The organism is Sphingomonas sp. PP-CE-1A-559, assembly GCF_004340965.1.
Classification (GTDB): domain Bacteria; phylum Pseudomonadota; class Alphaproteobacteria; order Sphingomonadales; family Sphingomonadaceae; genus Sphingomonas.
On record NZ_SLYA01000003.1, the window covers coordinates 604,091 to 630,104 of the forward strand.

Annotated in this window: 26 protein-coding genes; 9 read left to right on the plus strand and 17 right to left on the minus strand. The window is 66.1% G+C overall.

The features are described from left to right. Positions 1 to 123: 123 nt before the first annotated feature. From C8J42_RS13205 to C8J42_RS13225, 5 genes are all read right to left on the minus strand, one after another. Positions 124 to 2,406 carry a TonB-dependent receptor gene (locus C8J42_RS13205; RefSeq protein WP_243644373.1) on the minus strand — a complete coding sequence of 761 codons (2,283 nt, stop codon included), beginning with the start codon at positions 2,404 to 2,406 and terminating at the stop codon, positions 124 to 126. Positions 2,407 to 2,601: 195 nt separating this feature from the next. Beyond that, positions 2,602 to 4,128 carry an alkaline phosphatase D family protein gene (locus tag C8J42_RS13210; RefSeq protein WP_133020493.1) on the minus strand — a complete coding sequence of 509 codons (1,527 nt, stop codon included), beginning with the start codon at positions 4,126 to 4,128 and terminating at the stop codon, positions 2,602 to 2,604. 55 nt (positions 4,129 to 4,183) lie between these two features. After that, on the minus strand, positions 4,184 to 4,972 hold the full coding sequence (locus C8J42_RS13215; protein WP_133020384.1) for a phosphatase PAP2 family protein: 789 nt from the start codon (positions 4,970 to 4,972) through the stop codon (positions 4,184 to 4,186). A gap of 84 nt (positions 4,973 to 5,056) precedes the next feature. Then, a complete protein-coding gene (locus C8J42_RS13220) occupies positions 5,057 to 5,698 on the minus strand; it encodes a DUF1826 domain-containing protein (protein WP_133020385.1) in 642 nt (213 codons plus the stop codon). Beyond that, positions 5,698 to 6,915: a GTP-binding protein gene (locus C8J42_RS13225; protein WP_207897125.1), complete on the minus strand. Its 1,218-nt coding sequence runs from the start codon at positions 6,913 to 6,915 to the stop codon at positions 5,698 to 5,700. Before C8J42_RS13225 ends, C8J42_RS13220 begins: the two co-directional genes overlap by 1 nt. Before the next feature lie 71 nt (positions 6,916 to 6,986). Between C8J42_RS13225 and C8J42_RS13230 the strand changes: the two genes are divergently transcribed. Then, positions 6,987 to 7,394, plus strand: coding sequence for a MerC domain-containing protein (locus tag C8J42_RS13230; protein WP_165895494.1), 408 nt, complete (start codon positions 6,987 to 6,989; stop codon positions 7,392 to 7,394). Between the two features lie 128 nt (positions 7,395 to 7,522). Here C8J42_RS13230 and C8J42_RS13235 read toward each other — a convergent pair whose 3' ends face one another. Together C8J42_RS13235 and C8J42_RS13240 are read right to left on the minus strand one after the other, a co-directional pair. Beyond that, entirely contained in the window at positions 7,523 to 8,467 is a 945-nt protein-coding gene (locus C8J42_RS13235; RefSeq protein ID WP_133020387.1) for an NAD(P)-binding protein, read from the minus strand. Positions 8,468 to 8,594: 127 nt separating this feature from the next. Continuing rightward, complete coding sequence (locus C8J42_RS13240; protein ID WP_133020388.1) at positions 8,595 to 9,698, minus strand: aldo/keto reductase; 1,104 nt, start codon at positions 9,696 to 9,698, stop codon at positions 8,595 to 8,597. 95 nt (positions 9,699 to 9,793) lie between these two features. Here C8J42_RS13240 and C8J42_RS13245 point away from each other — a divergent pair, with 95 nt between their 5' ends. Then, a complete protein-coding gene (locus tag C8J42_RS13245) occupies positions 9,794 to 10,681 on the plus strand; it encodes a LysR family transcriptional regulator (protein ID WP_133020389.1) in 888 nt (295 codons plus the stop codon). A gap of 55 nt (positions 10,682 to 10,736) precedes the next feature. Here C8J42_RS13245 and C8J42_RS13250 read toward each other — a convergent pair whose 3' ends face one another. Beyond that, positions 10,737 to 11,225, minus strand: coding sequence for a metallophosphoesterase family protein (locus tag C8J42_RS13250; RefSeq protein WP_133020390.1), 489 nt, complete (start codon positions 11,223 to 11,225; stop codon positions 10,737 to 10,739). Between the two features lie 148 nt (positions 11,226 to 11,373). Between C8J42_RS13250 and C8J42_RS13255 the strand changes: the two genes are divergently transcribed. Both C8J42_RS13255 and C8J42_RS13260 read left to right on the plus strand, forming a co-directional pair. Further along, the gene (locus tag C8J42_RS13255) at positions 11,374 to 11,934 is read left to right on the plus strand and encodes a GDSL-type esterase/lipase family protein (protein ID WP_133020391.1); all 561 of its coding nucleotides are present in this window, start codon (positions 11,374 to 11,376) and stop codon (positions 11,932 to 11,934) included. 61 nt (positions 11,935 to 11,995) lie between these two features. Next, complete coding sequence (locus C8J42_RS13260; RefSeq protein ID WP_133020392.1) at positions 11,996 to 12,499, plus strand: TIGR02594 family protein; 504 nt, start codon at positions 11,996 to 11,998, stop codon at positions 12,497 to 12,499. Between the two features lie 103 nt (positions 12,500 to 12,602). On the opposite strand, the gene C8J42_RS13265 is transcribed toward C8J42_RS13260, so the two are convergent. The 3 genes from C8J42_RS13265 to C8J42_RS13275 form a co-directional block, all read right to left on the minus strand. Then, positions 12,603 to 12,821, minus strand: coding sequence for a hypothetical protein (locus C8J42_RS13265; protein ID WP_133020393.1), 219 nt, complete (start codon positions 12,819 to 12,821; stop codon positions 12,603 to 12,605). A 94-nt stretch (positions 12,822 to 12,915) separates the two neighbouring features. Further along, positions 12,916 to 14,013, minus strand: a complete 1,098-nt coding sequence (locus C8J42_RS13270) for an alpha/beta fold hydrolase (protein WP_133020394.1) — start codon at positions 14,011 to 14,013, stop codon at positions 12,916 to 12,918. A gap of 132 nt (positions 14,014 to 14,145) precedes the next feature. Next, entirely contained in the window at positions 14,146 to 14,835 is a 690-nt protein-coding gene (locus tag C8J42_RS13275; RefSeq protein WP_133020395.1) for a DUF2490 domain-containing protein, read from the minus strand. Positions 14,836 to 15,016: 181 nt separating this feature from the next. Between C8J42_RS13275 and C8J42_RS13280 the strand changes: the two genes are divergently transcribed. Together C8J42_RS13280 and C8J42_RS13285 are read left to right on the plus strand one after the other, a co-directional pair. Then, a complete protein-coding gene (locus C8J42_RS13280; protein WP_056066659.1) occupies positions 15,017 to 15,856 on the plus strand; it encodes an RMD1 family protein in 840 nt (279 codons plus the stop codon). 583 nt (positions 15,857 to 16,439) lie between these two features. Further along, positions 16,440 to 17,714, plus strand: coding sequence for a DUF1295 domain-containing protein (locus C8J42_RS13285; protein WP_133020396.1), 1,275 nt, complete (start codon positions 16,440 to 16,442; stop codon positions 17,712 to 17,714). A gap of 111 nt (positions 17,715 to 17,825) precedes the next feature. On the opposite strand, the gene C8J42_RS13290 is transcribed toward C8J42_RS13285, so the two are convergent. The 3 genes from C8J42_RS13290 to C8J42_RS20160 all read right to left on the minus strand — a co-directional run bounded on the left by C8J42_RS13290 (position 17,826) and on the right by C8J42_RS20160 (position 20,545). Beyond that, complete coding sequence (locus C8J42_RS13290) at positions 17,826 to 19,199, minus strand: glutamate--cysteine ligase (RefSeq protein WP_133020397.1); 1,374 nt, start codon at positions 19,197 to 19,199, stop codon at positions 17,826 to 17,828. A 73-nt stretch (positions 19,200 to 19,272) separates the two neighbouring features. Beyond that, positions 19,273 to 20,022 (minus strand): 16S rRNA (uracil(1498)-N(3))-methyltransferase, encoded by a 750-nt coding sequence (locus tag C8J42_RS13295; RefSeq protein ID WP_133020398.1) that lies wholly within the window; start codon positions 20,020 to 20,022, stop codon positions 19,273 to 19,275. A gap of 361 nt (positions 20,023 to 20,383) precedes the next feature. After that, positions 20,384 to 20,545 carry a hypothetical protein gene (locus tag C8J42_RS20160; protein ID WP_165895495.1) on the minus strand — a complete coding sequence of 54 codons (162 nt, stop codon included), beginning with the start codon at positions 20,543 to 20,545 and terminating at the stop codon, positions 20,384 to 20,386. Positions 20,546 to 20,627: 82 nt separating this feature from the next. Between C8J42_RS20160 and ubiA the strand changes: the two genes are divergently transcribed. Genes ubiA through C8J42_RS13310 form a run of 3 tightly spaced genes read left to right on the plus strand, consistent with a single transcriptional unit; the run spans position 20,628 to position 23,760 of the window. After that, a complete protein-coding gene (gene ubiA / locus C8J42_RS13300; protein WP_133020399.1) occupies positions 20,628 to 21,584 on the plus strand; it encodes a 4-hydroxybenzoate octaprenyltransferase in 957 nt (318 codons plus the stop codon). A gap of 9 nt (positions 21,585 to 21,593) precedes the next feature. Continuing rightward, positions 21,594 to 22,940, plus strand: a complete 1,347-nt coding sequence (locus C8J42_RS13305) for a TldD/PmbA family protein (RefSeq protein WP_133020400.1) — start codon at positions 21,594 to 21,596, stop codon at positions 22,938 to 22,940. A 55-nt stretch (positions 22,941 to 22,995) separates the two neighbouring features. After that, positions 22,996 to 23,760: a 3'(2'),5'-bisphosphate nucleotidase CysQ gene (locus C8J42_RS13310; RefSeq protein WP_133020401.1), complete on the plus strand. Its 765-nt coding sequence runs from the start codon at positions 22,996 to 22,998 to the stop codon at positions 23,758 to 23,760. Between the two features lie 6 nt (positions 23,761 to 23,766). Here C8J42_RS13310 and C8J42_RS13315 read toward each other — a convergent pair whose 3' ends face one another. The 3 genes from C8J42_RS13315 to C8J42_RS13320 all read right to left on the minus strand — a co-directional run bounded on the left by C8J42_RS13315 (position 23,767) and on the right by C8J42_RS13320 (position 26,012). Further along, a complete protein-coding gene (locus tag C8J42_RS13315) occupies positions 23,767 to 24,900 on the minus strand; it encodes a hypothetical protein (RefSeq protein WP_243644374.1) in 1,134 nt (377 codons plus the stop codon). 229 nt (positions 24,901 to 25,129) lie between these two features. Then, positions 25,130 to 25,300 carry a hypothetical protein gene (locus C8J42_RS20165; RefSeq protein ID WP_165895496.1) on the minus strand — a complete coding sequence of 57 codons (171 nt, stop codon included), beginning with the start codon at positions 25,298 to 25,300 and terminating at the stop codon, positions 25,130 to 25,132. Between the two features lie 4 nt (positions 25,301 to 25,304). Further along, positions 25,305 to 26,012: a hypothetical protein gene (locus tag C8J42_RS13320; protein WP_243644376.1), complete on the minus strand. Its 708-nt coding sequence runs from the start codon at positions 26,010 to 26,012 to the stop codon at positions 25,305 to 25,307. Positions 26,013 to 26,014: the final 2 nt, after the last annotated feature.

Here is a 26,014-nt window from a genome sequence, read left to right on the forward strand (position 1 = left end):
AACCACTCCGGAGCCCTCCGCGAGGCAAAGCACCGGCCCGCCATAGTGGTACGTCAGGCGACGGTGCCTCGGCTCGCTTGCGCACCAAAATTGCTCGTAAAGCGCTCAGTCCGGCGTCTTATCTCAAAATGCGACCTTGAACTGACCGCCGATGATCCGCGGTTCGTTGATCATGCCCGTCAGGTTGTTGAAGTCGATCGCGCTGATGCTGCGATACTGGTTGGTGATGTTGCGGACGAACGCGCCGACCTCATACCCCTGTGGCGATTTATAGCCGACCTTGAGCCCGCCTTCGAGCGAAGACTTGCCGGTGAACTCGACCGCTTCGTACAGGAAGAAGTTGATGCGGCTGCGATAGACCCAGTCGGTGTACGCGTAGACCTCACCGCCATTGGCGAGCGGGATGCCGTAGCGTGCGGTCCAGTTGGCGATCCAGCGCGGGGCCTGGGGAAGATCGTTACCGTCGATCACCGCGAACCCGTTCACGATCGGATCGAGCACGGTGCAGGTCGCGCACACGCCCACACCAATGCCGCGATCGCGGATCTCGGTGAAGTTGTAACTGCCGCTCGCGGTCAGGGTCAGTTCGGGAACCGGCCGCGCCTCGAATTCACCCTCGACGCCGTAGCCGATCGCCTTGTTCGCGCTGATCAGCCGTGCCGAATTGCTGCTGCCGCCGACCGCGGTGATCTGCAGGTCCTTGGTGCTGTACCAATAGGCATCGAGCGAGAAGTTCACTTTCCGATCGAGCAGCGTCCCCTTGAAGCCGCTCTCGCCCGAGAAGGTGGTCTGCTTGGGCGCCGTGCTCTGGACGCTGCCGAAGGTCACGCGGTCCTGGATCGCCGGGCCCTGATAGCCGGTCGCGAGCCGCGAATAGACGTTGATCGCGGGCGTCAGTTCATAGGTCGCGCTCGCGTCCCAGGTGACGTTCGAACCGCGGACGACCGCGCGCGCCGGCAACGTGTCGCTGATCCCGGTGCCGGGGATCGGCGCAGTGACGAGGTCGTTGCGATAGTCGTGCGAATAGCGGACGCCCGCGCGCAACGTCAGCAGGTCGATGGGCTTGGTCTCGATCGAGGCGAACGCGCCGTAATTCTCGTTGCGGTTGTCGTGGTAGATATCCTGGTCGAGATCGGTCGCGCGCGATCCGGTACCGCCGAACGCATAGTCATACTGGTGGTAGCGCAGCGTCTGGTGGAAATAATACAGGCCGCCCTGCAGGCGGATGCCGTTCATGTCCTCGCTGGCGTAACGAAGCTCCTGGCTGAACTCCTTGGGCTTGGTCAGGCCGCCGGTGTTCGACGGGAACAGTCCGACGCCGATCGTGCCGATCGTTCCGCCGAGGAACGTGTAGTTGTTGCCACCGTCGACATCGCCGGTGCTCTCGACCTTGGCCTGCTCGTATCCGGTGACCGAGTAGAAGGTGCCGATGCCGTCGAGGTGATAGTCGAGCCGGAGGTTGGTACCCCACTGCGTGAGGCTCTGGCTGGTGTAACCGTCGAGCGTGACGTGCTTGGGGTCGAAGCCGGTGTTGAAGTCGTTGGTGCCCGGCTTGAACAAACCGGCGCGGAAGATGCGCGGCGAGCCTGTCAGGTCGCGGACGTGGACGTTCAGCAACGCATTGAAATCGCTGCTGGTATAGCCGAGCTGGAAGCGGCCGGCGACGTCGCGATAGCCCTCCAGCTTGCGGTCCGCATTGCCCGTCGTGGAATCGTTCTTCACCCAATCGTCGCGCGACTGGATGATGCCCGACGCGCGGAAGGCGAAGCCGTTGCCGATCGGCAGGTTCAGCGCCGCCTCGCCGTTGATCGTGTTGTAGGTCGCCCAGGATCCGGTCGCATAGCCCGAGACCTTGTCCGGGTTCGGCTTGGCGGAGTCGATCTTCACGACGCCCGCGGGCGTGTTGCGCCCGAACAGCGTGCCCTGCGGACCACGCAGCACTTCGACGCTTTGCAGATCGAAGACCGGGAACGACTTCAGCATCGGGTTCTCGAGCGCGACGTCGTCGTACACCACCGACACCGGCTGTGCGGCGTTGGGGTCGAAGTCGGTATTGCCGAGACCGCGGATGTAGAAGCGCGGGAAGGTGCGACCAAACGACGACTCGACCTGGAGGCTCGGCGTGCGCCCGGCGAGGAACCGGATATCGAGGCCGCTCGAATTGAGCACGTCGAGCTTCTCGCCGCTGATCGCGGTGACCGCGAGCGGCACGTCCTTCGACGATTCCCGGCGGCGGGTCGCGGTGACGACGATCTCACCGACGCCTTGGTCGCTCGCCGGATCGCTCACCGCTTGTGCAGCCGGCACTTGTTCCTGTGCGATGGCGGGCACGGCGAAAACGAGCAGCGGCGCGCTGGCGGCGAGCAGGCGGGCGATGGCAGACGTACGAACGGGCAAGCGAATCATGGATGGTCCCCCCTTGGGTTTCGAACATCCTCCTGCGTCGATCCGTGTGACCCGGATCCGTCGCCAATCGGTAACACCGCTGTAACGCGCGGCAATAGGCGGGGTTAAGCCCGATGCGTTTTTGCCGGACACCGCGACATCTTTGCCCCACTCCGCGCCGCGGACCGAGGTTCAGGTTATGCTATCGAGGTGCGTTCAGGTCATCGTCACGGCGGCACGGCCGTGCTCGACGATCGCCGTACCGGACGTCTTGATCACGCCGTCGGGCCGCGTGACGGTATCGACGGTACGGAAGTTTGTCTTCCACTGGTCGGCATTCACATCGCACAGCAGATATCCGCGCCGGTCGTTGGTCCAGGCGAGGAACGGGTTGCGCGCGCGGATGCGATCCTCGCCCACCCGCCGGTCCGCGCCGTCGCCGCCTGAAGTGATCGACGTGCCGACGAACTCGACCGCGACGGCATCCCCCTGGCCGCCTTCGGTACGCAGCACGCCTGCATAATTCTGATGCTCGTCGCCGGTCAGCACGACCATGTTGCCGAGCCCTTCGACCATCTTCAGCACGCGTTCGCGCGGCGCGTCGTAGCCGCCCCAACTGTCCATGTTGCGTATCGGTGCGGGTTCGTCGCCGGTCCGCCGGTCGAGCGGCATCATCATCACCTGTTGCGCCAGCGCGTTCCAGCGGGCCTTCTTCTGCTTCACGGCGGTGGCGAGCCATGCCTCCTGGGTCCGTCCCATCACCTGGGCGGCGGGATCGGCCCAGCCGGCACAGCGGGTCTTGAAGCCATCGTCGCACGGCTGGTCGGTCCGGAACTGCCGCGTGTCGAGCAGATGCAGGTCGAGCAGATTGCCGATCGTCGCCCGGCGATAGATCTGCATGCCAGCGGGGCCCGGAAAGGCCGAGTGGCGTAGCGGCATGTGCTCGTAATAGGCCTGGAACGCGGCGGCCCGGCGCAGCGCGAACACTTCGGGCGGATCTTTCTCCTGGTCGATCTCGCCGACCCAGTTGTTCTCGATCTCGTGGTCGTCGAACGTCACGAACCATGCGGCTGCGGCATGCGCAGCCTGCAAGTCGGGGTCGGTCTTGTACTGGGCGTAGCGGCGGCGATAATCGGCGAGATCGAACAGCTTTTGCCCGGCATGCTCGCGGACGAAGCGGCGGGGCTTGCCGTCATAGCCGACCGGCATCGGCGCGCTCCGGCCCTCGTAGATATAGTCGCCATAGTGGAAGACGAACGCCGGCTCCTCAGCCGCCAGGTGACGATAGGCGGTATAGAGCCCGTCTTCGTAATTCTGGCAGCCGGCGACCGCGAAACGCAGCCGGTCGAGCGACGCGCCGGCGATCGGCAGGGTGCGCGCGCATCCTGCGGTCGAACGCTCGTTGCCGACCGTGAAACGGTACCAATAAGGGCGATCCGGCTGCAGTCCGGCAACCTCGACATGGACCGAGTGCGCGAGTTCGGGACGCGCCAGCGCTTTGCCGCCGGCCACCGGGGTCGCAAAGCGCGGATCGGTCGCAACCTGCCACTCCACCTCGACCGGCTGCATCGGCATGCCGCCATGCTCGGCCAGCGGATCGGGGGCGAGCCGGGTCCAGATGACGAAGCCGTCCGCAGCCGGATCGCCCGCCGCGATACCGAGTCGAAACGGGTAGGCGGAGAACAGCTGCTGCGCGCGCAGGATCGCGGGGGCGCCGATCATCGCGGCAGTGGCCCCGATCATGGTGCGGCGATTGAGCAGCAGGCGCGAGCCGGTCGTGTCGGTCATGAGTGTCTCGTCAGTAGAGGGGCTGGGCGACGAGTGCCGCTTCGCGTGTGCACTGGGCGGTATCGGGTTTCGGCGCGCCGCCGGTCTGTCGGAGCGTCGCGATCTCCTGTCCGGCCGCAGCGAGATCGGCGGTGAAGGCCGGATCGCCCTGGATGGCGGTCAGCGTGGACGAGGCCGACAGCCGCCCCGCATCGACCGCGCTGGCATTGTGGACGCCGCACACGATCCGGCTTTCGCCGTACGCCCGACCGCGCGCGAGAAGCGCGGTTGCACGATCGGGCGCGATCTGCGCGAGCAAGGTCGCCATCGTCCAGCCGGCGGTCGTATGGCCCGACGGATAATCATAGCTGTCCGCAACCTCGTCGGCGGGCTGGCAGATCGGTCCGCGGTCGATCAGGAACGGCCGCTGCCGCTTGTAGAAGGTCTTGGCGATGCCGGTCTGGCGCCCGGTGTCGAACATGGCGCGCCGCAGCAGCGCGGCGGTCCGCGGCGCATTTTCAGGCGTCATTGCGATCCCCATGGCACAACTGAAGTCGCGGAACAGGTCGGCGGGCGCGGACTTCACATCGCTCGTGGCCATCGCCCAGCGCGGACTGCCCTGCAAAGCCCGCGTCGCCTTGAAGATCGCGCGGTCGGCGATACCGCGAGGATCGGTCGACTTCGGCGCAGGCGGCAGGACGGCCAGCACATCGAACGCGTCCGGCTTTAGATACCCCGACGGCCCGAGTACCTGCTGCGCACCGGCGACCGCACCGAGGCTTGCAAGCGTGACGGCGAGGATAAGCGGCAAACGGGTCATGCGGTCGGCATCCTGATGGCTTGGATCATGGGAGACGTGAGAGGGTACCCACCGATCGCGTGACGATGATGGGCCGCGAATATGTCAGCCACGTTGCATCGCCCGCTCCCACAGCGCAGCAGTCTCCGCTGGCGGCGGACCGTCGATCACGAACAGCAACTGCTCCTCGCCGGTACCCGCGATCGGCGGCGAACGGTGGACGATCGCCTGTTCGCCGGCGAGGATACGGCCCTTGAACAGGCCGACCGCACCGAGAGCGAGCGATCGCAGTGTCTCGACCGCCGGCGCATCGGCGGTCTCTGCCGACCGTTCGATCCACTGCGTCCCCGACCCGCGATAGGTGCAGATCAGCCGGACGGACACGTAATCCGCGTGCCAGCGTTTGCAGGCGTCGCTCACCACGCGCTCCAGCCGGATCACGACGTGCGACAGGTTCATGATCGCAGCGAAGGACTGAGCCAACGCAGCGATGTCCGCGGCGATGTCCGCATGCCAGGCGGCGGGCGGCTGCTGCGCGAACGCATCGATCAGTGCGGCATGCGCGCGATCGACCGTTGCCGTCATCTGGATCGTGCCGAAACCGTCCAGCGATGCGACCGACGGCATCGAAGGGCGCTCCCAGATCGCGAGATTCACGTCGGGGTCGAGGATCGCCGCGAAAGCCTCGACGGTCCGCGCGCGGTGAACGTGCGATCGGACTGGCGCGAGTATCGTTGCGCCGTTCATCACGCCATCTCCCGCACGCCCCAGGCGGGGAACGGATCGGGCAGCCCCTCCCACAGCCGGGGCGTGAACGCGGCGGCGGGCACGAGGCACGCATCGAGGCGACGCCTGATCTCGGCCTCGTCCATGTCGATGCCTATGAAGACCAGTTCCTGCCGCCGGTCACCCCAGATCGGCGACCATTTCGCCGCCACCATCCGGTCCCACGTGTCGCCGCTCGGGCGCTTCGTTTCCGGTACGCATGCCCACCAGCGGCCCAGCGCCTCCGTCACCGATTGCGCTCCGGCCTGCGCGAGTTCGCCGCACCAGTCGGGGCGTGTCGCGAGCCAGAAATGTCCCTTGGCGCGGACCACACCCGGCCAGCCGCCGCGTGCGAACGCGTGGAACTTGACCGGATCGAACGGCGCGCGCGCCCGGTAGACGAAGCTCTCGACGCCGTATTCCTCGCTCTCGGGACGATGATCGGCATGGCCGTAGAGTTCCTTGGCCCAGAGCGGGTGCAGTTCCGCCTTCTCGTCGTCGAACAGGCCGGTCTCGATCACCGAGTCGAGCGGTACGTGTCCGTGGCGTGCCTCGACGATGCGCGCATCGGCGTTGAGCGACGCCACCAGCTTGCGGACGGTCGCCAGTTGCGCGGCATCGACGAGATCGGCCTTGGTGATGACGATCACGTCCGCGAACTCGATCTGCTCGACGAGCAGCCCGACCAGGCTGCGGCGATCGTCGTCGCCAAGTGCCTCGCCTCGGTCGGCAAGGAAGTCGGTGCTCGCATAGTCGCGCAGCAAATTGGCGGCGTCGACCACCGTCACCATCGTGTCGAGCCGCGCGACGTCCGACAGGCTTTCACCCTGCTCGTCCTCGAACGAGAAGGTCGCAGCGACCGGCAACGGCTCGGAGATACCGGTGCTCTCGATCACCAGGCAGTCGAACCGCCCGGCATCGGCCAGCGCGCGCACCTCGACCAGCAGATCCTCGCGCAGCGTGCAGCAGATGCAGCCATTGGTCATCTCGATTAGCGTGTCCTCGCCGCGCGACAAGGCCGTATCGCCGCTGCGTACCAGGTCGGCGTCTATGTTCACCTCCGACATGTCGTTTACGATCACCGCCACGCGCCGACCTTCCCGGTTGGCGAGGATGTGATTGAGGAGCGTCGTCTTGCCGGCACCCAGGAACCCGGACAGGACCGTCACCGGTAACAGCAGCTTTGCATCTTGCACCATCGACCAACCTCATATGTTATGATATGATGTATCATTACGATGGTGATGGTGGTTGTGGCAAGATGAGAACGATGCGGACGTACGGAATGGATTGGCTCGATCGTGCGGCCATGGCGGGATCGGCGGCGTGCATGGTTCACTGCCTCGCGTTGCCGCTCCTGTTGGCAGCACTACCGGCCGTGTCCGCGTTCATCGTCATACCCGAGAGCTTCCACCGCTGGGTGCTGCTGTTCGCGGCACCGATGGCGGTGATCGCACTGGTCGGCGGACGCGCGCGCCACGCGGCATCGTGGCCGCTGTTCCTTGGCGCCGCCGGGCTGGGTCTGATGACGATAGGGGCCTTCGCACTGCGGGAAGGCGGCGTCGAAATTGCCGTCACGGTGACTGGCGGCATCTTCGTGGCGCTAGCGCATGTGACCAATCTGCGGTTGCGGCATAGCTGCGGCGACCCGGATCCAATACCCGGCATACCGAGGTAAAGATCACAGGTCGTAGTTCGTGAACACCGATAGTGGCGGCAGTGCCGCGATTTCGGTCGGCTTCTCCAGCCCGCACCGATCGACATGGTTCAGGCGGGGAAGGGCGCTTCAACAGCGCAAGGTAGGTCTCATTGACATCCTTCAGCGGCAGTTGATCCGGTTGGACCAACGAGCGACGCGAGCCGCTGCCCGGATAGCCAAGCGGCTTCGATCCGGGGGCCGAGGAGCCAGTCGCCGCATGCACCCAGTTGTATGTCCGCATTCCAGAACGCACCGCGGTCCAGCGCGTTGGTCTTTGCATACCGCCAGCGATGCGCGCTGGTCGCTACGACGGCAGGCGACGCGGCACCGATGTGGTCGGCGAAGGCTGCGAGCAATGCCTGTTCGACGACGTCCGGCGTATCTTCGAGATGCGCGCGCGACCAGTCTGCGCTGGCCTGAAGCACCCACGCCTCCGGTCCGGTCCGCCCGGGTTTGGCCGAGTTGCGGACGGCGGATCCGATGGCCCCCAGGTCCGTCACCCGGTCGCACGCGAGCGGCACCGGACCATCGAACGCCGCCATGACGGTCCAGCAGGGATCGGACACCGCGGAGCGGGCCGCATCGGCGAGCGCACCGTCGTGAGCCGCGATCAGGGGCGCGACCTGTTCTGCAGGTACCGCGACGATCGCCACGTCGAACCGCTCGCTGCCGATCCACCATTCGCCGTCATGCGAGACGCTGTCGATCGCCGTGCTCCATCGAACATCCAGGTCGCCCGCCATCGCGCGGACCGGCGCATTCATCGCCGGCGTCCCGACCCAGGCATCGGGCCCCGCCGGCGACCAGCGGGCGACGTGGCCCGCCTGCGCCCAACGATCGACCTGCGCGACGAAGGCGGGATCGCGCGCCGTGAGATATTGCGCGCCGTGATCGAACGCGGCCTCGCCCAGCGGCGTGTCGATCCGGCGCGTCGACATCCTGCCGCCGGGCCCGCGACCCTTGTCGAACAGGACCGGGCGATGACCCTGGTCGCGTAGCGCATGCGCACAAGACAGGCCCGCCATTCCCGCGCCGATGATCCCAATCCGCATGATACCCCCGTGCCGGCGCGCAACATCCCAGCGTGCAGCGGACCGGACATCCTCAAACGCGAAGATTGTCGATTGGAGCCGGACGGGCGCAGATTTCGTCCCACGTTGCCGGCTCCAGGATGAAGCTTCAGCTTCGGACATCTCCGCCACCGAAGACGACCTGGTTGCGCACGGCAGGTTGGAACAGGCCGTAGAGGAACGGCAGGTTGCCGCCGCTCACCGCATCGAGCGCCGCCCGGTGTTCCGGCGGCAGGCGAAGGGCGAGTGCGGCGACATTGTCGGTCACCTGTTCGGGCCGGCTCACGCCCATCAACGTCGATGCGACCCCCGGCTGTCCGACCACCCAGGACAGTGCGACACGTGCCGGCGTTTCGCCGATTTCGCCTGCGATGCGCTTGAGTATTTCGAGAATCTGCCAGTTGCGTTCGGTGAACAGCGTGTCGCCGAACGGATTGTCGCCGTCGAGCCGCTTGTCGTCCGCGGGCCGCGCGGTGTCGTCCGCGCCGGCCTGGTTGGGGACGCCACCCGCCCGCTTCGGACCCGCCTCGACGGTGGCACGGTCGTACTTGCCGGTCAGCAAGCCATAGGCGAGGGGGCTCCAGGGAACGAGGCCCATGCCCGCCGACCGCGCGAGCGGCAGGTGCTCGGCCTCGACCCCACGCTCGACCAGCGAGTAGAAATATTGCAGGCCGATCGGCGCCGGATGACCCTGGACGCGGGCCAGGGTGGCGAGTTCGGCGACATACCACGCAGGCGTATTGGATATGCCCCAATAGCGGATCTTGCCCGCTGCGACGAGCGCGGTCATCGTCCGCAGCAATTCGTCGGCAGGGGTGACGCCGTCCCAGACATGCACCCAGTACAGGTCGATGAAGTCCGTCTTGAGCCGGCGGAGCGAACCCTCGACCGAGGCCATAATGTGGCGCGCGCCATTGCCGCCCGCATGATAGCCGCGGCCGGTAGCGAACCCAGATTTCGTCGCGATGACGATCCGGTTGCGCGACGATTGCGCGGCGACGAACGCGCCGACCATCTCTTCGGATCGGCCCCCCGCATAGACGTCGGCGGTATCCACGAAATTGCCGCCGAGATCGGTGTAGCGATCGAACACCGCGCGGCTGCCGCGCTCGTCCAACCCCCAGCGCGGCGTGCCGAAGGTCATCGTGCCGAGCGCCAGCGGGCTGACGAGCAGGCCGGAGCGGCCGAGCGGACGATAGGTGTCGAGGTTCATGATGGCATCCTGCACTGTGTCGCCTCCAGATGGACGCCGGACCGCCCGAGGATTAGGTCGTCTGGGGCGCATGGGTTGCTGAAGGATGTTCACGAATGGATCGCGATCTCTGGTCCGGTCTCGCGGTGTTCGAGACGATCGTCGAGGCTGGCAGTTTCGCACGGGCGGCGACGCGGCTTGGACTGTCGGCCTCTGCCTTGAGCCATGCGATGCGATCGCTGGAGACGAAACTGGGCGTTCGACTGCTCGACCGTACCACCCGGTCGCTGGCGCCGACGCCCGCAGGCGAGGAACTGCTGGCGCGGTTGAGGCCGGCGATCGCCTCGGTCGCGGGCGCGCTGGCCGATCTCGACAATGCCCGCGAACGACCGGCAGGACGGATCCGGGTCAGCGCGCACCGGGTCGCGGCGATCTACGCCATCCTTCCGCGGCTGGCTGACTTTGCGCGCGCCTATCCCGACATCGCCGTCGAACTGGTGGTCGACGACGGGTTCGTCGACATCGTCGCGGACCGCTTCGATTGCGGAGTCCGCCACGCGCAGAGTTTGCAAGCCGACATGATATCGGTCCGGATCAGCGCGCCGGTGCCGCTCGTCTTCGTCGCCGCCCCATCCTATCTCGCCGGGCGTGCTGCACCGGTCGATCCCGACGATCTCTCGGCGCATCGTTGCCTGTGTTACAGGTACACGTCGTCGGGTATCGTCCACCGTTGGGAATTCGAACGGGATGGCCGGACGTTGGAGCGATCGGTCCGCGGCGACTTCACGACCAACGACATCGACGTGATGCGCGACGCCGCGGTGTCGGGGCTAGGCGTAACCTGCCTGCCGCTGCCGCACGCCGCGCTGCAACTGGCTGAAGGCAGCCTGGTCGAGGTGCTGGCCGGCTGGGCACCGACCCTGGCACCGAACCATCTCTATTATCCTAGCCGACGCCAACCCACCGCCGCCTTCCAGGCCTTCGTGACGGCAATGCGCGCCTGATCGCGCGCATGCCGAGGTCGGCTCCCGGAGCGACGCGATGTCAGATGCACGTGTATCAGCGTGCGTCGATCAGGCTGTCGAGCAGGATCGGTGCGAAGTCGTGGCCATCGACGCCGACGTCGAACTGGCGCGGCATCGGTTTCAGCCGGCCGTGGCTGTGCCCGTGCAGGTTCAGCGCACCACGGTGCTGCCCGTTCCAGCTTCGGAACGGATAATGACACAGGACAAGCCGTCGGCCATCCAGCTCGATTTCCGCATAGTCGCCGACGCTCGCCCATCCGTCAGCCGCCAGCGTCGCATCCGGATCGTTATTGCCACGCAGCAAATGCTTGCTCCCGTTCAGTCGGGCGAGCAGTTCGGCGACATCCGTCGGGCGACGTGCCACGTCGCCCAGGTGCCACACCACGTCATCGGGGCCGACGACGGCGTTCCAGCGCTCGACCAACGCCGCATCCATTTCGGCGGTGTTGGCAAACGGTCGTCGCGAGATGTTGATCGTGCGATGATCGCCGAAATGCGTGTCGGCCGTGAAGAATACGCTCATGAGTGCCGCGACGTCCGTTCGTCTGTCATCACGTAGGAACGAGCACCAGCGTCAAAGGTTCGGCGCGATAGCGATCCGACGCCCGACCCTGGGCATCTTACCCGAACGTCTTACAATGCGTCGAACGTGAACTATCTCGCGGCAACGCATGACGACCGACCGACCCTTGATCCTGGCAATAGGTGACAGCCTGATTGCCGGTTACGGCCTGCAGGCTGCCGATAGTTTTCCCGCACGGTTGCAGGCAGCTCTGCAGACGGCATGTCCCGGCGCCCGCGTGGTGAACGCCGGGGTGTCGGGCGATACCACCGCCGACGTCCTGCAGCGCCTGCCTCGCCTGTTATCCGCGCTCGACCAGCGGCCCGTACTCGCGATCGTTCAGGTGGGACCGAACGATGTCCTGCGGCAGATTCCGGTGGCGCGTACGCGGGCGAACCTCGAGCAGATCCTGCTGAGCCTGGGTAGCTGTGGCATTCCCGTGTTGCTGACCACCGTCGATCCCCCGGCGTTCATCCGTGACCGCGCTGCGGCGTATCTGGGTATCCATGCGGGGTTGGCTGCCGAGCATGGCGCGACCGTCTGGCCATTCTTTCCCCCCGGCGTGTTGGGACATTCCGATATGGTACTGGCGGATCGGGTGCATCCCAACGCCGCGGCGATCGCAGCGGTGGTCGCGGCGATCCTGCCGACCGTGGAGCGGATGCTGTAGTGCCCGTGTTCGAGCGCAACCACGGGCGTTCCCGGATTTCAGATTTGAGGCCGAGTGAGTCATGGTGACGGAGCCCGAATGGTTGAAAGCCGCGCGCGCGAAGCTGGGCACGAAGGAAGCTGCCGGATCGGCCAACAGCGCGACGATCCTGGGTTGGGCGAAGCGGCTGGGGACGAAGGTCCTGGGGATGGTCTATAATGCCGACAGCGTCCCGTGGTGCGGGGTGTTCGTCGCCTATTGTCTTCAGGAAGACGGTATCGAGCCGGTCGCTATCGCGGTGCGCGCAACGTCATGGTCGACATGGGGCTCGTCACTGCGGCCGGAGCGGTTGGCTCCCGGCGCGGTGCTGGTGTTCGAGCGTCCGGGGGGTGGGCATGTCGGGTTCTATGTCGGCGAAGACGCAACCGCGTATCACGTCCTCGGCGGCAACCAGGGCGATACCGTCAGCGTAGCCCGGATCGCCAAGGACCGCTGCATCGCGCGACGATGGCCATCTGGCCGTCCCGTCATCGGCAAGCCGGTCCAGTTGGCGGCGAGGAAGCCGATCTCCACCGACGAGGCCTGATGCGTCGGGCGACGGCCTGATACGCAACCATCTGGTCGTAACGCGACCGATGACGACGGCGGCGGCAGATCAAATCTGCACCAGCGCGCGCCGTCGCGTCAGCCTACCGGATGCCGAACCCCGCCGTGCTGTTCGCGCCATCGTCGGTTCGCTCGCGACCGGCCAGGACGTTCTCGAGTTCGGCGAGTGAATGCGGCACATCGATATGCTGCGCCCCCAGGAACAGGCGTGACCCATTACCCTCGGGTACCGCGTGGGTCAGCTTGTCGATATCTACCAGCGCCTTGCCCTGCGGCAGGATCTCGATCTGAACAAATCGCATGTCATTTCCCATCTTGCGTCTGACGGCTCGATTGCCACGCAGGCGATAACGCACGGCTGAACTACGCAATTTTTGTCTCTGCGTCCTCCGGCATCTATTCGGTGCGTTGCAGCAGGTCGGCCAGATCCTGCTTCCAGAACCGCGCCGCGGTGTGGGTGCCGTGGCCGCGCGTGTCGGTGCTCTCCGGAATCATCCGGAATCGCGCGTTCTTCATGCGAGCAACGGCGCGTTGCGGGTAATCGAGATTGCGCGGGTTGATGAAATCGTCGGCCGAGTTGATCCAGGTCGTCGGCGCGGTGATCGCCTCCAGCCGCGACCATGGCGCATAGGTCCGCGAGGCATCGAGTTGATACACCAGGTCATTGGCATCCGTCCCGTCGATCGAGGCTCCGACCCGCTGCTCGGCAAAGGCCTCGGCGGCATCGCGCCCGGGATATTGTTGCTGGAAAAATAGCGGCGCACCACCAGCGACGAACAGCAGGCTGGCGGCCGTGCGCAGGCCCTGTACCGGTGGCGTCCGGTACTCGCCGCCCGCCCACGCCGGATCGGCCTTGATCCCGTCGATCGCGAGCTTGCGCCACATGCGGTTCAGCCCGGCTATCTCGACAGGTTCGCAGGCGAGCGGCATGAGCGCACGGGCGAACTCGGGGTGCGTCTCGCCCCATACCAGGCTGTGCATGCAGCCCATCGACGTTCCCACGATCAGCCGCATGCGGCGGATGCCCAGACCGTCATGGAGCAGCCGGTACTGCGCCTCGACCATGTCGTCATAATCATAGTGCGGGAAGCGCATGTGCAGCCCGTCGGATGGCTTGGAGGATTTGCCGTGGCCGATCCCGTCGGGAAGGATGATCCAGTAGCGCGTGATATCCAGTGGCTGACTCGGGCCGTAGAGTTCGTCGGCGAACTGCGGGCTGAGGAACTGGCGGCCGGTGCCACCCGTACCGTGCAGGACCATCACCGCGTTGTCGATTTCACCCCGGGCATTCCGGTGCGGCTGCCCCAGCATCGTATAGTTGAGGCGCAGTTCCGGCAGCGTCTCGCCCGAGCGGAAGCGAAAGCGGCGAACCGTGAACCGCGCGTCGCGTGCCGGCCATTTCGACGTGGACGGAGCGGTTTTGACCGCGGGGGTAAGCGGCGGCGTCTGGGGGACGGCGGCCTGGAGAAGCAGCAGCGAGAGCAGGAACGACATGACCTATCGTTGCGTCTAAGCGGACCGCGCGCAAGTGGTGTCCCGATACACAGGAGCGAACGTTCGGAGGCAAAGCTTTCGACGATGACGCGGCAAACTCGAGGTCGGGATCCGGATTCCAGCGCGAGGACTTCAGTCGTGAAGGCCTGCCACGCCAAGTGTCCCCAGGTTCAAGGTAAGCTGCAGGTTCAGCGCATTGTCCATCTGGGCACGTGCGCCACCGCGCGCGAAGCGATACTGGTTGAGATAACCGACATCGGCCGTCACCGCCTTGCCGATCGGGAAGGCCAGCCCGACGATGTTGCGCATCCGCTCGTACCCGGCGCGCTGGCCCCAGGTCGTACTGTTCGGCAGGAAAAAGCTCTCGTGGCTGACGAACAAGGCCAAACGCTTGGGTCCGAGCGGCAAATTGTACCGCAGCAACGGCCGGATCCGGAAGCCGATCTCGCTGCCGTCGGGGTTGAACCGTTCGTCGAGTCGCAATCGCCCAGCGAAGCGCCCACTGGTGACCACGATCTGCTGGCGGAGCCGGTCCTCGTCCGGCGCGAGGTTGCGACTGTGAAAGCCGACATGGCGGTATCCGAATCCGAGTTCGACGCCCTTGGCCAACTGCCAGCCGAGAAGCGCACCGAATTCGGTGGTGTAGATCCCGTCCTGGCGGTCGCTGGTCCGCGCAATCTCTTCGAGCGTCACCCGCAATTTAGGTGCGATGGGAACGACCACGTTCAGCTGCTCCCACGCCTGCGTATCCTGTTGCTGTGCCCAGGCCGGGGCGGCGACCAGAAACAGCGGCAAAACCGCCAAGGATGAAGCGCGATACATCGCATGGTGTTGGCACGGCTTTGCCGATGCAGGCAATGGACTGGCGTCGCCTCGGTCCTTTTCATCGATTGCATGCCTGGCAACAATCGTGTGACGCTACGTGTAGCTCGGCAGCCGCTAAATCGGTCGCGAGACGATATGTCTGAAACTGATAAGGCCGGTCCCATGGTTGTGACGCGACATGGTTGAGGGCGGATCGTTGCGAACGATAAGCGTCGGGATCAGGGAGGTGCTGGGTGCACCCCTGCCTGGCGAACCCGCCAGGGGCGACGTGCGAGCGCTTCTGCTGGGTACGCGTATCGATACCCGGAATCTGCAGGACTTCGCGGAGCCCGAGACCCTCAACCTGTCGGGGGTCGGGGCCGCGTTCGTCTTTCGCTACGGTGTCCTGGTGCTGATCGGGGCGGCGGTCGAAACCGAGCGTCGGTTCATCGAAACCCTGTCCGAGCACATCATCGATCCGCTGGCCACGCCCGAAACCGAAACCGCTTGGATCGAGATTTCCGCGGACCGCGAGGAAACAGTCAGTGCAGACGGACACATACGATTGAGGGAGGCGTCACGGGAACGCTTGTTGCTGACGGCCACCGTCGTCGCCCGGAGCGTCGTCCTCGCGCGGGATGAAGGCCGTATTGCCGAAGCATTCGATCGCGTGGAGCCGCTCATCAACGAGCTGCGCATCCACGGTCGTGCGGTGATGCCGATCCGACGCGTGATGCAGAGCATCGGTGACGTTCTCGCCGCGCAGCACCGCGTCGTCGGCCGGGCACAAATCTCCGAGAAGCCGGACCTGCTCTGGGATCATCCCGAACTCGACCGCCTCTACGGGCGTCTCGAAGCGGAGTTCGAACTGGGCGACCGCGCACGCGCCATGGAACGCAAGCTCGAGGTCATCGGCGACGCTGCCGAATGGCTGCTCGACTTGGTGCAGGACAAGCGCTCGTTACGGCTCGAGCTTGCCGTAATCGGGCTGATCGCGTTCGAGGTCATCCTGAACATCTACGAATTGTGGCGTCACTGACCACGACACGCCGCCGGACCGGGCTTTAGTCCGTTCATCGCACCACCAAACGGGCGATAGCGCGACGAGTACCACAGGAACCTCTGGCCGCGCCTCGCATTCAGACGATCGGTTCAGCTCGAGTGTTCGACGACCCAGCCTGCCGGCGTACTCCGCATCGATTTCCTGCAATAGCGGCAGATGCTCGTATCCGCGCCGCGACCCTTGAAGACGGTGTGTCTGCGAGACCGACGATGTATCCCGATCATGCATTTGGCACGTCCGATAAGTCTCTGAAACATCGCGATCTCCTTGATCGCAACGTAACGCCCGACGGGACGCCCGCGATTAAATTCGCGGTCATCCAGGTCCCGAAATAGAACATTCGCGCTCGTGATCCACAGGCAACGACGAGCCCAGATTGCCCCTCTTATTCAGCACCGAGCGAGTTTCTCCTCCCACCCAGCCCGGCCCGCGCTGCGTTATTTCGGATCCGATGCTGCCATTGCCGATCATCCCAAATCGACGGGGATGACCTTGTTTCGGACTGGCGGCCAAACATGCTTCATGGCTTGCTTACCAATCCGCGCTACGGATCACCGCCATGGATCACGACGCTCAGCTTGCCGGTACGGCCGGGACCGACCCTCGTCCGCGGTCGGCGGTCAGTCACGGCGCGGGTCTGTCGGGACTCGTCGGGGTGCTTGTCTGGATCGGGTTGGCGCGACACTACGGCATGGACGGGCCCTATTCGGCGCTCGTCAACGTCGGCGCCTGCGGACTGCCGATGATCGTCTGGTCTTTGCTGGTCGACAAGGTTCATCGCAATCCCAGTACCGGGATCGACTGGTCGGCCGCCAAGCTCTGGCGCGAAACGCTGGACCTGAGCCTGACCAAGCTCGCCGGGCTGTGGGCGACCTGGGCAGGGATCGCGGTGATCTACGGTGCCGGGCGGTTTTATTGGGAAGGCAATTTCGCGTTCGCGATGTGGTGCTTCACCAACGCCGCGCCGATCTTGTTCGTCGCGTCGATCCCGTATGTCCTTTGGATAGACCGCTATCTCGTCGAGCCGCGTGATGGCGCATGGCATCTCGGCGCGTGGCTGACCGGGCAGGCGGGTGTCGACCGCGAGGCGATCTACGGCCATCTGCGCGCCTGGGGGGTGAAGACGTTCTTCCTCGCCTTCATGCTCGCGATCGTCCCGCCGGGCTTCGGTAACTTCGTCCGCGGCGACGTCGCGTCGGTGCTGCGTGATCCGGTCGCGCTGTCGGGCTGGCTGGTGACGTTGATGTTCCTGATCGACGTGGCATTCGCGACGGTCGGCTATCTGCTCACGTTCCGCCCGCTCGATTCACACATCCGCAGCGCCAATCCGTTCGCCGCGGCCTGGATGCCGGCGCTCATGTGCTATCCGCCGTTCATCCTGATGACGACGGGCGGCCCGCTCGATTATCATCCGGGCACGTCGGACTGGGCATACTGGGTCCAGGGGCATCCGATCCTGCTCGCGCTGATCGGTGCGATCCTGGTCGGACTGACCGCGATCTATGCCTGGGCGACGATGGCATTCGGGTTCCGCTTCTCGAACCTGACCAATCGGGGAATCCTGACGCATGGTCCCTATGCGGTGTCGCGCCACCCGGCGTATCTGTCGAAGAACCTGTTCTGGTGGATCTCGACGATCCCGGTGCTGACGCTGGGCAGCATGGTCGATGCGGCGCGCGCCACGCTGCTGATGGCGGCGGTCAGCGGGGTGTATTACTGGCGCGCGAAGACCGAGGAGCGGCATCTGAAGCTCGACCCGGACTATCGCGTGTATTTCGACTGGATGTCGCGCAACGGCCTGGTGCCGCGGTTGTTCGCAAGGTTGCGCGGCTAATCCCCCTCCCGCTTGCGGGAGGGGTTAGGGGAGGGGCTAACCTATGCCGTGGACCGGATCGCTCGCGGCCAAGCCCTCCCCCGACCCCTCCCATAAACGGGAGGGGAGCAGTCAGAAGCTGGCTTCGTCGTAGACCTTTGACACGTCGCCGTTCCACGCGCCGTGATAGCGCTCCAACAGCACTTCGGCGGGCACCTTGCCGCTCCGCACGATCTCCCGCAGCGGATCGAGGAACCCGCTTTCATTGTCGCCCGCCCGATTGAACCGCGCGCGGGCCGACAGCCCGGCGCCGGCGATGTCGAGCACTTCGCCAGCGATATCGCGCAGCTTGCCGCCGCCGGCGATCGGCGCATTCATACCCAGCTTCGGCACCGCATCGCGCAGAGCCTGGCGCTCGTCGATCGTCCAGTCCTTGACCAGGTCCCATGCCGCATCGAGCGCACCCTGATCGTACAGCAACCCGACCCACAGGGCGGGCAGTGCACAGATCCGGTTCCACGGCCCGCCATCCGCACCACGCATCTCGAGGAACGTCTTCAACCGCACCTCGGGGAATGCCGTCGACAGGTGATCGGTCCAGTCGTCGAGCGTGGGCTTCTCGCCCGGCAGCACCGACAATTCACCCTTCAGGAAGTCGCGGAACGACAGCCCGGCGGCGTCGATATATTTCCCTTCGCGGTAGACGAAGTACATCGGCACATCGAGCGCATACTCGGCGTAGCGCTCGTACCCGAAGCCATCCTCGAACACGAACGGCAGCATGCCGGTGCGATGCGGATCGGTGTCCGACCAGATATGGCTGCGATACGACAGCATGCCGTTGGGCTTGCCCTCGGTGAACGGCGAGTTCGCGAACAGCGCGGTCGCCAGCGGCTGGAGCGCGAGGCCGACGCGGAATTTCTTCACCATGTCGGCCTCGGACGCATAATCCAGGTTCACCTGGATCGTGCAGGTCCGCAGCATCATGTCGAGCCCCATGCTGCCGACGCGCGGCATGTGCCGCAGCATGATCGCGTACCGCCCCTTGGGCATCGTCGGCAGTTCCGCGCGCGTCTTGTCCGGCCACATGCCGAGCCCAAGGAAGCCGATGCCGAGCTTTTCGCCCGCCGCCTTCACCTGCTCCAGATGACGCCCGGTCTCGGCGCAGGTCTCATGCAACGAGTCGAGCGGCGCTCCAGAGAGCTCGAACTGACCCGCGGGCTCCAGGCTGATGCTGCCGTCGGGACCCGACATGGCGATGGCGTTTCCGCCCTCCATGACCGGCTTCCAGCCATATTGCTCCAGTTCGCCGAGCAACGCGCGGATGCCGCTCGGCTCGTCATAGGACGGCGCATGATGGTCGCCGTTCGCATAGACGAACTTCTCGTGCTCGGTGCCGATCCGCCACGCATCCTTCGGCTTTTCGCCGCCCGCGAAGCTGGCGATCAACTGGTCGCGCGACTCGATCGTCGGGCTGGTCTTTTTCGGAGCGGGAATCGTCGTCATCGCCGCGCCTTACGCGCCGATGAACGAGGGTGCTAGAGGGTATCCGGACCAATCGGTAGCAATGTCGTTTCGATCATTCGCCGCGCCAATCTCCCGCTGCCGCCATCCACAAGGCAACGGCGGCACCTGCCGCGGTTTCAGCGCGAAGAATCCGCGGCCCCAGCCCGATGCCGACCGCGTTCGGATGCGCGCGAATCGCCTCGCGCTCGTCGACATCGAAGCCGCCTTCGGGCCCGATCAGGATTGCCGCCGGTCCCGGTCGTGCCCGCATCGCTTCCAACGCCGGCACGCCGCCGGTCTCGTCGGCAAAGAACAGCGCGCGATCCCCAGGCCAGTCGCGCAGTAACGCGGCGAGCTTCACAGGCTCGGCAACCTCGGGCAGCGCGGTGCGCCCGCATTGCTCGGCCGCCTCGATCATCTGCGTGCGGAGGCGCTCGGTATTGGGCCTGTCGACTATCGTCCGCCGGGTGACCACCGGGACCAGCCGCGCGACGCCAAGCTCGCATGCCTTCTCCGCCATCCAGTCGACCCGGCCCTTCTTGAGCGGCGCGGCGCAGAGCCAAAGATCGGGCACGTCCTCGCGCGGCCGCAGCAACTCGGTGATGTCGAGCACCAGATCGCGCTTGCCGACGCTCGCCGCGACGCCGAGCCATTCGCCGGTCCTATCGTCGAACAGCTTCACCGGATCGCCGATCTTCATCCGCATTACTCCGACGAGATAATGCGCCGCGGGGCCATCGACATGGAGCGGACCAGCCGAGAGCGGCGTATCGACGAACAGGCGCGGCGTGGACTGCGGCGGCCAGGCTGGGGTTGCAGGCATAAGCGCCGCCCTAGCAAATCCTCCCCGGCACGGGGAGGGGGACCAGCGAAGCTGGTGGAGGGGGGCTTCCACAGGCGTCACGCTAGCGTTCAGCGTCTTCCACCAGGGTTGCGGCGCGTGTTGCGCATTCCGCCAGCATCACGCACGCGGCGATCCCCCTCCACCCTTCGCCGATGGCGAACGGTCCCCCTCCCCGTGCCGGGGAGGATGGCACTTCTCGCTCCCCTCCCTGGAAGGGAGGGGCTGGGGGTGGGGTGGCTCGGAATTGCCGGCACGTCCGCCAAGCAGCCGACCCACCCCCGACCCGTCCCTTCCAGGGAGGGGAGAAGATTAGCGCTTCCGGTAAACGCAAAAACTCAGATCACCGCTTCCGCCGCGCCCACATTTTTCGCGCGATCACCCAAGCCACAACCAACACCACAACCCCAAGGATCAACACCCCCGCGACTGCCCCGGCGACGCGAAAAATCCCCCAGAACAAGGCCTCGACAAAGCGGCCGACCGCCACCGAAAGGCCGATCATGCTGGAGGGTCCGAACGCGTCACGCCCCACCGGTACCCGGCAAAGGCTTGCGCGCCAAACCCCGTCTTCCTACGCCCCCATCATGCAGACCAAGCCGAGCCACGCTGAAATCGTCCCCGACAGCGAACACCGAGGGTTGGTCGGCCGCCTCCCGCCAACCCTCCGCGGCCTCGCGCTGCTAGCGCGGTTCGACCGCCCGATCGGCTGGTGGCTGCTGTTCTGGCCCGGCGCCTGGGGCGTCGCGCTCGCCGGTGGCGCGCCCCCTTGGATCGAAGGCTCACGATGGGACCTGATCCTCTGGCTCCTCCTCGGCAGCATCGCGATGCGCGGCGCCGGCTGTGTGTTCAACGACATCGTCGACCGAGACCTCGACGCGCAGGTCGCGCGCACCCGCGCCCGGCCGATCCCCAGCGGGCTCGTCTCGATCAAGCTCGCCTGGATCTGGCTCGTCGCGCTCTGCCTGATCGGCTTTGCGGTCCTCCTGCAACTCACCTTCTTCGCCGCGGTCGTCGCGCTCGCCAGCCTCGCCCCCGTCGCCGCCTACCCGTTCATGAAGCGCATCACCTGGTGGCCGCAGGCATGGCTCGGCATCGTCTTCTCCTGGGCGCTCCTGGTCGGCTGGAGCGACATCGCAGGCGGCCTCGATACGCCGATGTGGCTGCTCTACGCCGGCTCGATCGCGTGGGTGATCGGCTACGACACGATCTACGCGCTGCAGGACCGCGAAGACGACGCGATGATCGGCGTCCGCTCTTCCGCGCTCCGCATGGGCAGTCACGTCAAAGCCGGCGTCGGCATCTTCTACGTCGCCGCCGTCGCTCTATGGGCCGCAGCGTTCTGGCAAGTCCGCCCCGACCCGCTCGCGATCGCCGCGCTCGTCCCCGTCGCGCTCCACCTCGCATGGCAGGTCGTCACGCTCAAACCCGACACGCACGAAGGCGCCGGCACCGCCGCGCTCGCCCGCTTCCGCGCGAACCGTTTCGCCGGACTGCTCATGTTCCTCGCCTGCGTGGTTGTCGGCACGAGCCTGCATCCCTAACTCGCTGATATGCTGACCCCAGACCAAGCCCGCGACCGCGCCCACGACATCGTCCAGCGCGCGAGGGCGGCGGGCGCCGACGCCGCCGACGCGGTCTTCGCCGCCGACGCCGCGCTCGACGTGTCGATCCGCCTCGGTAAGCTCGAGGACATCGGCCGCTCCGAAAGCGAAGACCTCGGCCTGCGCGTGTTCGTCGGCCAGCGTTCCGCCAGCGTCTCCACCTCCGACCTATCGACCGCCGCGATGGATGCGCTGGTCGAACGCGCGGTGGCGATGGCGCGTGAAGCACCGGAAGATCCCTGGGCCGGCCTAGCCCCCGCCGACCGCCTCCTCCACGGTATCACGCCCATGCTCGGCCTCGACGATGGTGGCGAAGCCAGCCCCGAGCAACTCCGCGACGCCGCGCTTGAGGCCGAGGACGCCGCGCGCGCCGTCCCCGGCGTCTCGAACAGCGAAGGCGGTGGCGCCAGCGCCTCGCGCAGCGTCTGGGCACTCGCCACCAGCCACGGTTTCGCCGGCGCCTATGCCGCGACCGGCTACGGCGTATCAGCCAGCGTCCTCGCAGGCGAAGGCGGCAACATGCAGCGCGATTACGCGCACAGCAGCGCCCGCCTCCGCGCGCATCTCGAATCGCCCGAAGCGATCGGCCGCCGCGCCGGCGAACAGGCGGTCGCGCGGCTCAATCCCGGCCGCCTCGTCAGCGGGCCGACGACGATCGTCTACGACCGCCGCGTCGGCGGATCGCTCGTCGGCCACATGCTCGGCGCGATCTCCGGCCAGGCGATTACGCGAAAGACCAGCTTCTTGCTCGACTCGCTCGGCAGCCAAGTGTTCGCGCACGGCATCACCATCCGCGACGATCCGCACCGCCCGCACGGCCTGCGCTCGCGCCCGTTCGATGGCGAAGGCCTGCCCGTCTCGCCGAGCGACATCATCGAGGACGGCATGCTCGAACGCTGGCTGCTCGATTCCGCCTCGGCGCGGCAACTCGGCCTCGAACCGACCGGCCATGCTGCGCGCGGTGTCGGCGGCGGGCCCGGCGTTTCCACCAGCAACGTGTTCATGGAGCCGGGCCACGTACCCCTCGAAACGCTGATCGCCGACATAGAGTCGGGCGTCTACGTCACCGAACTGATGGGCGGCGGCGCGAACGGCGTGACCGGCGACTACAGCCGTGGCGCAGCGGGTTTCCGTATCGAGAACGGCCAGATCACCACGCCGGTCGCCGAGTTCACGATCGCCGGCAACGTCAAGGACATGTTCCTCGCGATGACCCCCGCCAACGACCTCGAATTCCGCTACGGCGTCAACGTGCCGACGCTGCGCGTGGAGGGCATGACGGTGGCGAGTGGCTGAGCGGCGGCCCAGTTCTGGGCGATTCCCGGAGCGGTCGCCGACATGGCTGCGGGCAATGGCGGACGCGGTAGCGAGTATCGCCGCAGAGGCCGGCGCGATGGCGCTCGACCGCTTCGACACCGATTTCCAGCGCTGGGAAAAGACTCCCGGCAGTCCGGTCTGCGAACTCGACATCGCGATCGACCGGATGCTCAAGGCGCGGCTGTCGACCCTTCTCCCGGAAGCCGGCTGGCTGTCCGAGGAAACCGCCGACAACGCCGACCGCCTCGCCCACGACCTGCTCTGGGTCGTCGACCCGATCGACGGAACGCGGGACTATATCCGCGCCAGGCCCGGCTGGTGCGTCTCGGTCGCGCTGGTCGACCGCGGCAAGCCGGTGATCGGCATCCTCGAAGCCCCCTCCCGCGACGAGCGCTGGCACGCGGTGGCGGGGCAGGGCGCAACCCGCAACGGCGTGCCGTTAAAGGCCGGAAACCGAACCGACTTCCCCGGTAGCCGCACGCCCGTCGACGCCCTCCCCAAAGCCGACCGAGACCTCGTCATGGTCCACAAACCCAATTCGATCGCGCTACGCATAGCCATGGTTGCCGCCGACGAAGCCGACCTCGTCGCCACGCTGCGCTGGGGCAACGAATGGGACATCGCCGCCGCAATCCTCGTCGCGAGCGAAGCGGGGGCGGTGGTGACCGATGCACTGGGCGCACCGCTGATATTCAACAAGCCGCGCCCGCAGGCGTTCGGCGTGCTGACCGCGACTCCCGGCATTCACGCCGCTGCGGTCGCGCGCCTGGCGGATCGAGCCCGCGCGATCAACGGCTAGTGCCGGTCAGCGACTTGCCGTTATCGTCGTATCCGGCAGCGTCAGGTCGAGCACCTCCAGTTCGCCGGGGCCAGCCCGTCTATTGATCAGACTGCCGGTAGGCGTTTGATACGTGCCGCGCAGCGAGAACCGCTCGACCCTGTAGACGCCCCGCGCGCCCGCCGCTCCGTCCGTACCCGTATAGCGGCGCGCGGATACCTGCTTGACCAGATACCCCGCCCACCCCGTCGACCGCGATCCGCGCAGGATCTCGGCATCGTCGGTCTTGCCATCGGGCGTGATCCAGAACCCGATATCGACCCACTGGATCGAGCCGACATCGGACGAGCTGGCCGGCACCGGGTTCCTGAGGTCGAATTTGGCGGCTGCGTCCCGTGCCGCCGCCTCTGCCGTTGGTTCATAGGGAGGGCCCCAGATCAGCACCGGTCGGGTCGACGTGTCGTGGCCGATCTCCCGCACCAACCGGTCGACCTGACCATCATCGGCACGTTGCGCTGCCAGTCGCAAGCGGACCACCTGCGACACCGATCGAAGCGCGGGGTCGGTCGCGGCGGGTCTTGCCTCGGCTTCGGCCAGAAGGCGGGCGGCCCCGGCGGGATCGTTCCGCGCGTTGGCCAGCTCGGCGCGACGCAATGTCGCCAGCATCGCCAACGTCGCGTTGCCGTCGGCAAGCGCCTGCCGTTCGACCGCGCGATAGGAAAGCTCGGCCGTGCGTCCGTCGCGCAGTGCCAGCCACATGTCGCCGGTGGCGAACGCGGCGGCAGTCACCGCGGGATCGTCGGGTGGCAAATTCTCGCGCAGCGTGCGAACCTGTCCACCCACCGCCTTCTTGAAAACATCCATTTCGCCGTCGTGCAGCGACACCGTCGCATAGGCTTCATATAGCGCCGCTACCGGCTTTGGTGCGATCGCGGCATTCTGCTTGTTGCGCGCTACCGCGGCAGCGAGCGTCCGCCTGGCCCGCTGATAGGCGCCTTGGCGGAATTGCTGTTCGGCAAACGCGATCGAGACCTGCGCATCGCGAAGCGGCGGGCAACCTTGTTCGACGCAGGCCAGGTATGCTTCGTCCAGACGTTTGCCCGACACGATGATGTCGGGTGTAGCAGCCTGCATCGCCAGCACGAAAAGCAACCCGATCATGGTCCAGCCTCCGGATCTATCAGGCGACATCGTGCATGATTCGGATCAACGATCAAAGTCTAAATTCATCGGGTATGATTGCAGTTCGTGGCACGCGCTTGCGCTACTGCGCGCCGTCTTTCTCGTATTCGATCTTATTTCAGAAACGTGCGCGTCGCGAGATTGTCGAGGTCGCTCTAATCCAGACGAGCGCTTATCCTTGAACACCGCGCGATCGGCGAATTGCCAGCTACCCGAGCACGCGCTTGCCCTTCGTGCGGCTGGTCAGGTGGAATTGTAGGCAGCGGTCGCACCGATAGGCTCTGAGCGGTACGCGTCCGGTTTGCGCTACGATCAGCGCGTCCGCTTCGGAGACGAAGCGCGCCTTCCTGCGGCAGACGCTGAGCCGGGTGCGCTTCACTCCCTCAATCCTTGTACTTCATCTCCAGGAAGCGGCCGCGGGTTGAGAGATTGTCGAGGTCGCTCTGTGCGAGGCGGGCGGTCATCTCGCCAATCTCCTGTTCGATCAGCTTCAAGCCGTCGACCAACTCGGCGTCGGGCGTGCGGCCGTTGCGCGGGGTGGTGCGGAGCGACGCCGGGACCTTTTCGTAATCCTTGACGAAGGCGGGGAGCTGCTCGCCGATCAGTTTCCGTACGTCGACCGCTTCCTGCGTGTTGGAGTCGAGCGTCGCGAGTTGCGGCGTAAGCGTTTCGAGGCGCAGGCCGATCCGGTCGACCAACGTCATCGCCGGTGCGGGGAGGGCTGGGCGTTGCGCTTCCAGCCAGCGTTCGGTCTGCGCGGGGAGGGCACGGATGTCGACCGCGGCGAGGCGCTCGGTGGTCGGCGCGCGTTCTGCCGGCCAGACTGCGAACAGCACCGTGGCGGCGACCAGCAGCGCCATCACCAGCATCGCGCCGCCGATCCCGAGCGGCACGATCCAGCCGATCACCATCGCCGCAATCAAGATCGACACGTCGGCGATCGCAATCCGGGTCAGCCGCTTGCCGATCGCCTGAGTCTGCCTTGCCCGCCCCCGCGATGGCGAGCGTGCGATGACGGTACCCGTCCGGTCGTCGGAAATGCGCGACCAGGAGGCGCGGGCGCTGGCGATGGCGTCGTCGACTTCGCTCACGA

Coding starts and splice junctions, on each gene's coding strand:
- C8J42_RS13205 (WP_243644373.1), bottom strand. CDS start 2,406: ATGATTCGCTTGCCCGTTCGTACGTCTGCCATCGCCCGCCTGCTCGCC.
- C8J42_RS13210 (WP_133020493.1), bottom strand. CDS start 4,128: ATGATCGGGGCCACTGCCGCGATGATCGGCGCCCCCGCGATCCTGCGC.
- C8J42_RS13215 (WP_133020384.1), bottom strand. CDS start 4,972: ATGACCCGTTTGCCGCTTATCCTCGCCGTCACGCTTGCAAGCCTCGGT.
- C8J42_RS13220 (WP_133020385.1), bottom strand. CDS start 5,698: ATGAACGGCGCAACGATACTCGCGCCAGTCCGATCGCACGTTCACCGC.
- C8J42_RS13225 (WP_207897125.1), bottom strand. CDS start 6,915: ATGGTGCAAGATGCAAAGCTGCTGTTACCGGTGACGGTCCTGTCCGGG.
- C8J42_RS13230 (WP_165895494.1), top strand. CDS start 6,987: ATGCGGACGTACGGAATGGATTGGCTCGATCGTGCGGCCATGGCGGGA.
- C8J42_RS13235 (WP_133020387.1), bottom strand. CDS start 8,467: ATGCGGATTGGGATCATCGGCGCGGGAATGGCGGGCCTGTCTTGTGCG.
- C8J42_RS13240 (WP_133020388.1), bottom strand. CDS start 9,698: ATGAACCTCGACACCTATCGTCCGCTCGGCCGCTCCGGCCTGCTCGTC.
- C8J42_RS13245 (WP_133020389.1), top strand. CDS start 9,794: ATGGATCGCGATCTCTGGTCCGGTCTCGCGGTGTTCGAGACGATCGTC.
- C8J42_RS13250 (WP_133020390.1), bottom strand. CDS start 11,225: ATGAGCGTATTCTTCACGGCCGACACGCATTTCGGCGATCATCGCACG.
- C8J42_RS13255 (WP_133020391.1), top strand. CDS start 11,374: ATGACGACCGACCGACCCTTGATCCTGGCAATAGGTGACAGCCTGATT.
- C8J42_RS13260 (WP_133020392.1), top strand. CDS start 11,996: ATGGTGACGGAGCCCGAATGGTTGAAAGCCGCGCGCGCGAAGCTGGGC.
- C8J42_RS13265 (WP_133020393.1), bottom strand. CDS start 12,821: ATGCGATTTGTTCAGATCGAGATCCTGCCGCAGGGCAAGGCGCTGGTA.
- C8J42_RS13270 (WP_133020394.1), bottom strand. CDS start 14,013: ATGTCGTTCCTGCTCTCGCTGCTGCTTCTCCAGGCCGCCGTCCCCCAG.
- C8J42_RS13275 (WP_133020395.1), bottom strand. CDS start 14,835: ATGTATCGCGCTTCATCCTTGGCGGTTTTGCCGCTGTTTCTGGTCGCC.
- C8J42_RS13280 (WP_056066659.1), top strand. CDS start 15,017: ATGGTTGAGGGCGGATCGTTGCGAACGATAAGCGTCGGGATCAGGGAG.
- C8J42_RS13285 (WP_133020396.1), top strand. CDS start 16,440: ATGGATCACGACGCTCAGCTTGCCGGTACGGCCGGGACCGACCCTCGT.
- C8J42_RS13290 (WP_133020397.1), bottom strand. CDS start 19,199: ATGACGACGATTCCCGCTCCGAAAAAGACCAGCCCGACGATCGAGTCG.
- C8J42_RS13295 (WP_133020398.1), bottom strand. CDS start 20,022: ATGCCTGCAACCCCAGCCTGGCCGCCGCAGTCCACGCCGCGCCTGTTC.
- C8J42_RS20160 (WP_165895495.1), bottom strand. CDS start 20,545: ATGATCGGCCTTTCGGTGGCGGTCGGCCGCTTTGTCGAGGCCTTGTTC.
- ubiA (WP_133020399.1), top strand. CDS start 20,628: ATGCAGACCAAGCCGAGCCACGCTGAAATCGTCCCCGACAGCGAACAC.
- C8J42_RS13305 (WP_133020400.1), top strand. CDS start 21,594: ATGCTGACCCCAGACCAAGCCCGCGACCGCGCCCACGACATCGTCCAG.
- C8J42_RS13310 (WP_133020401.1), top strand. CDS start 22,996: ATGGCGGACGCGGTAGCGAGTATCGCCGCAGAGGCCGGCGCGATGGCG.
- C8J42_RS13315 (WP_243644374.1), bottom strand. CDS start 24,900: ATGATCGGGTTGCTTTTCGTGCTGGCGATGCAGGCTGCTACACCCGAC.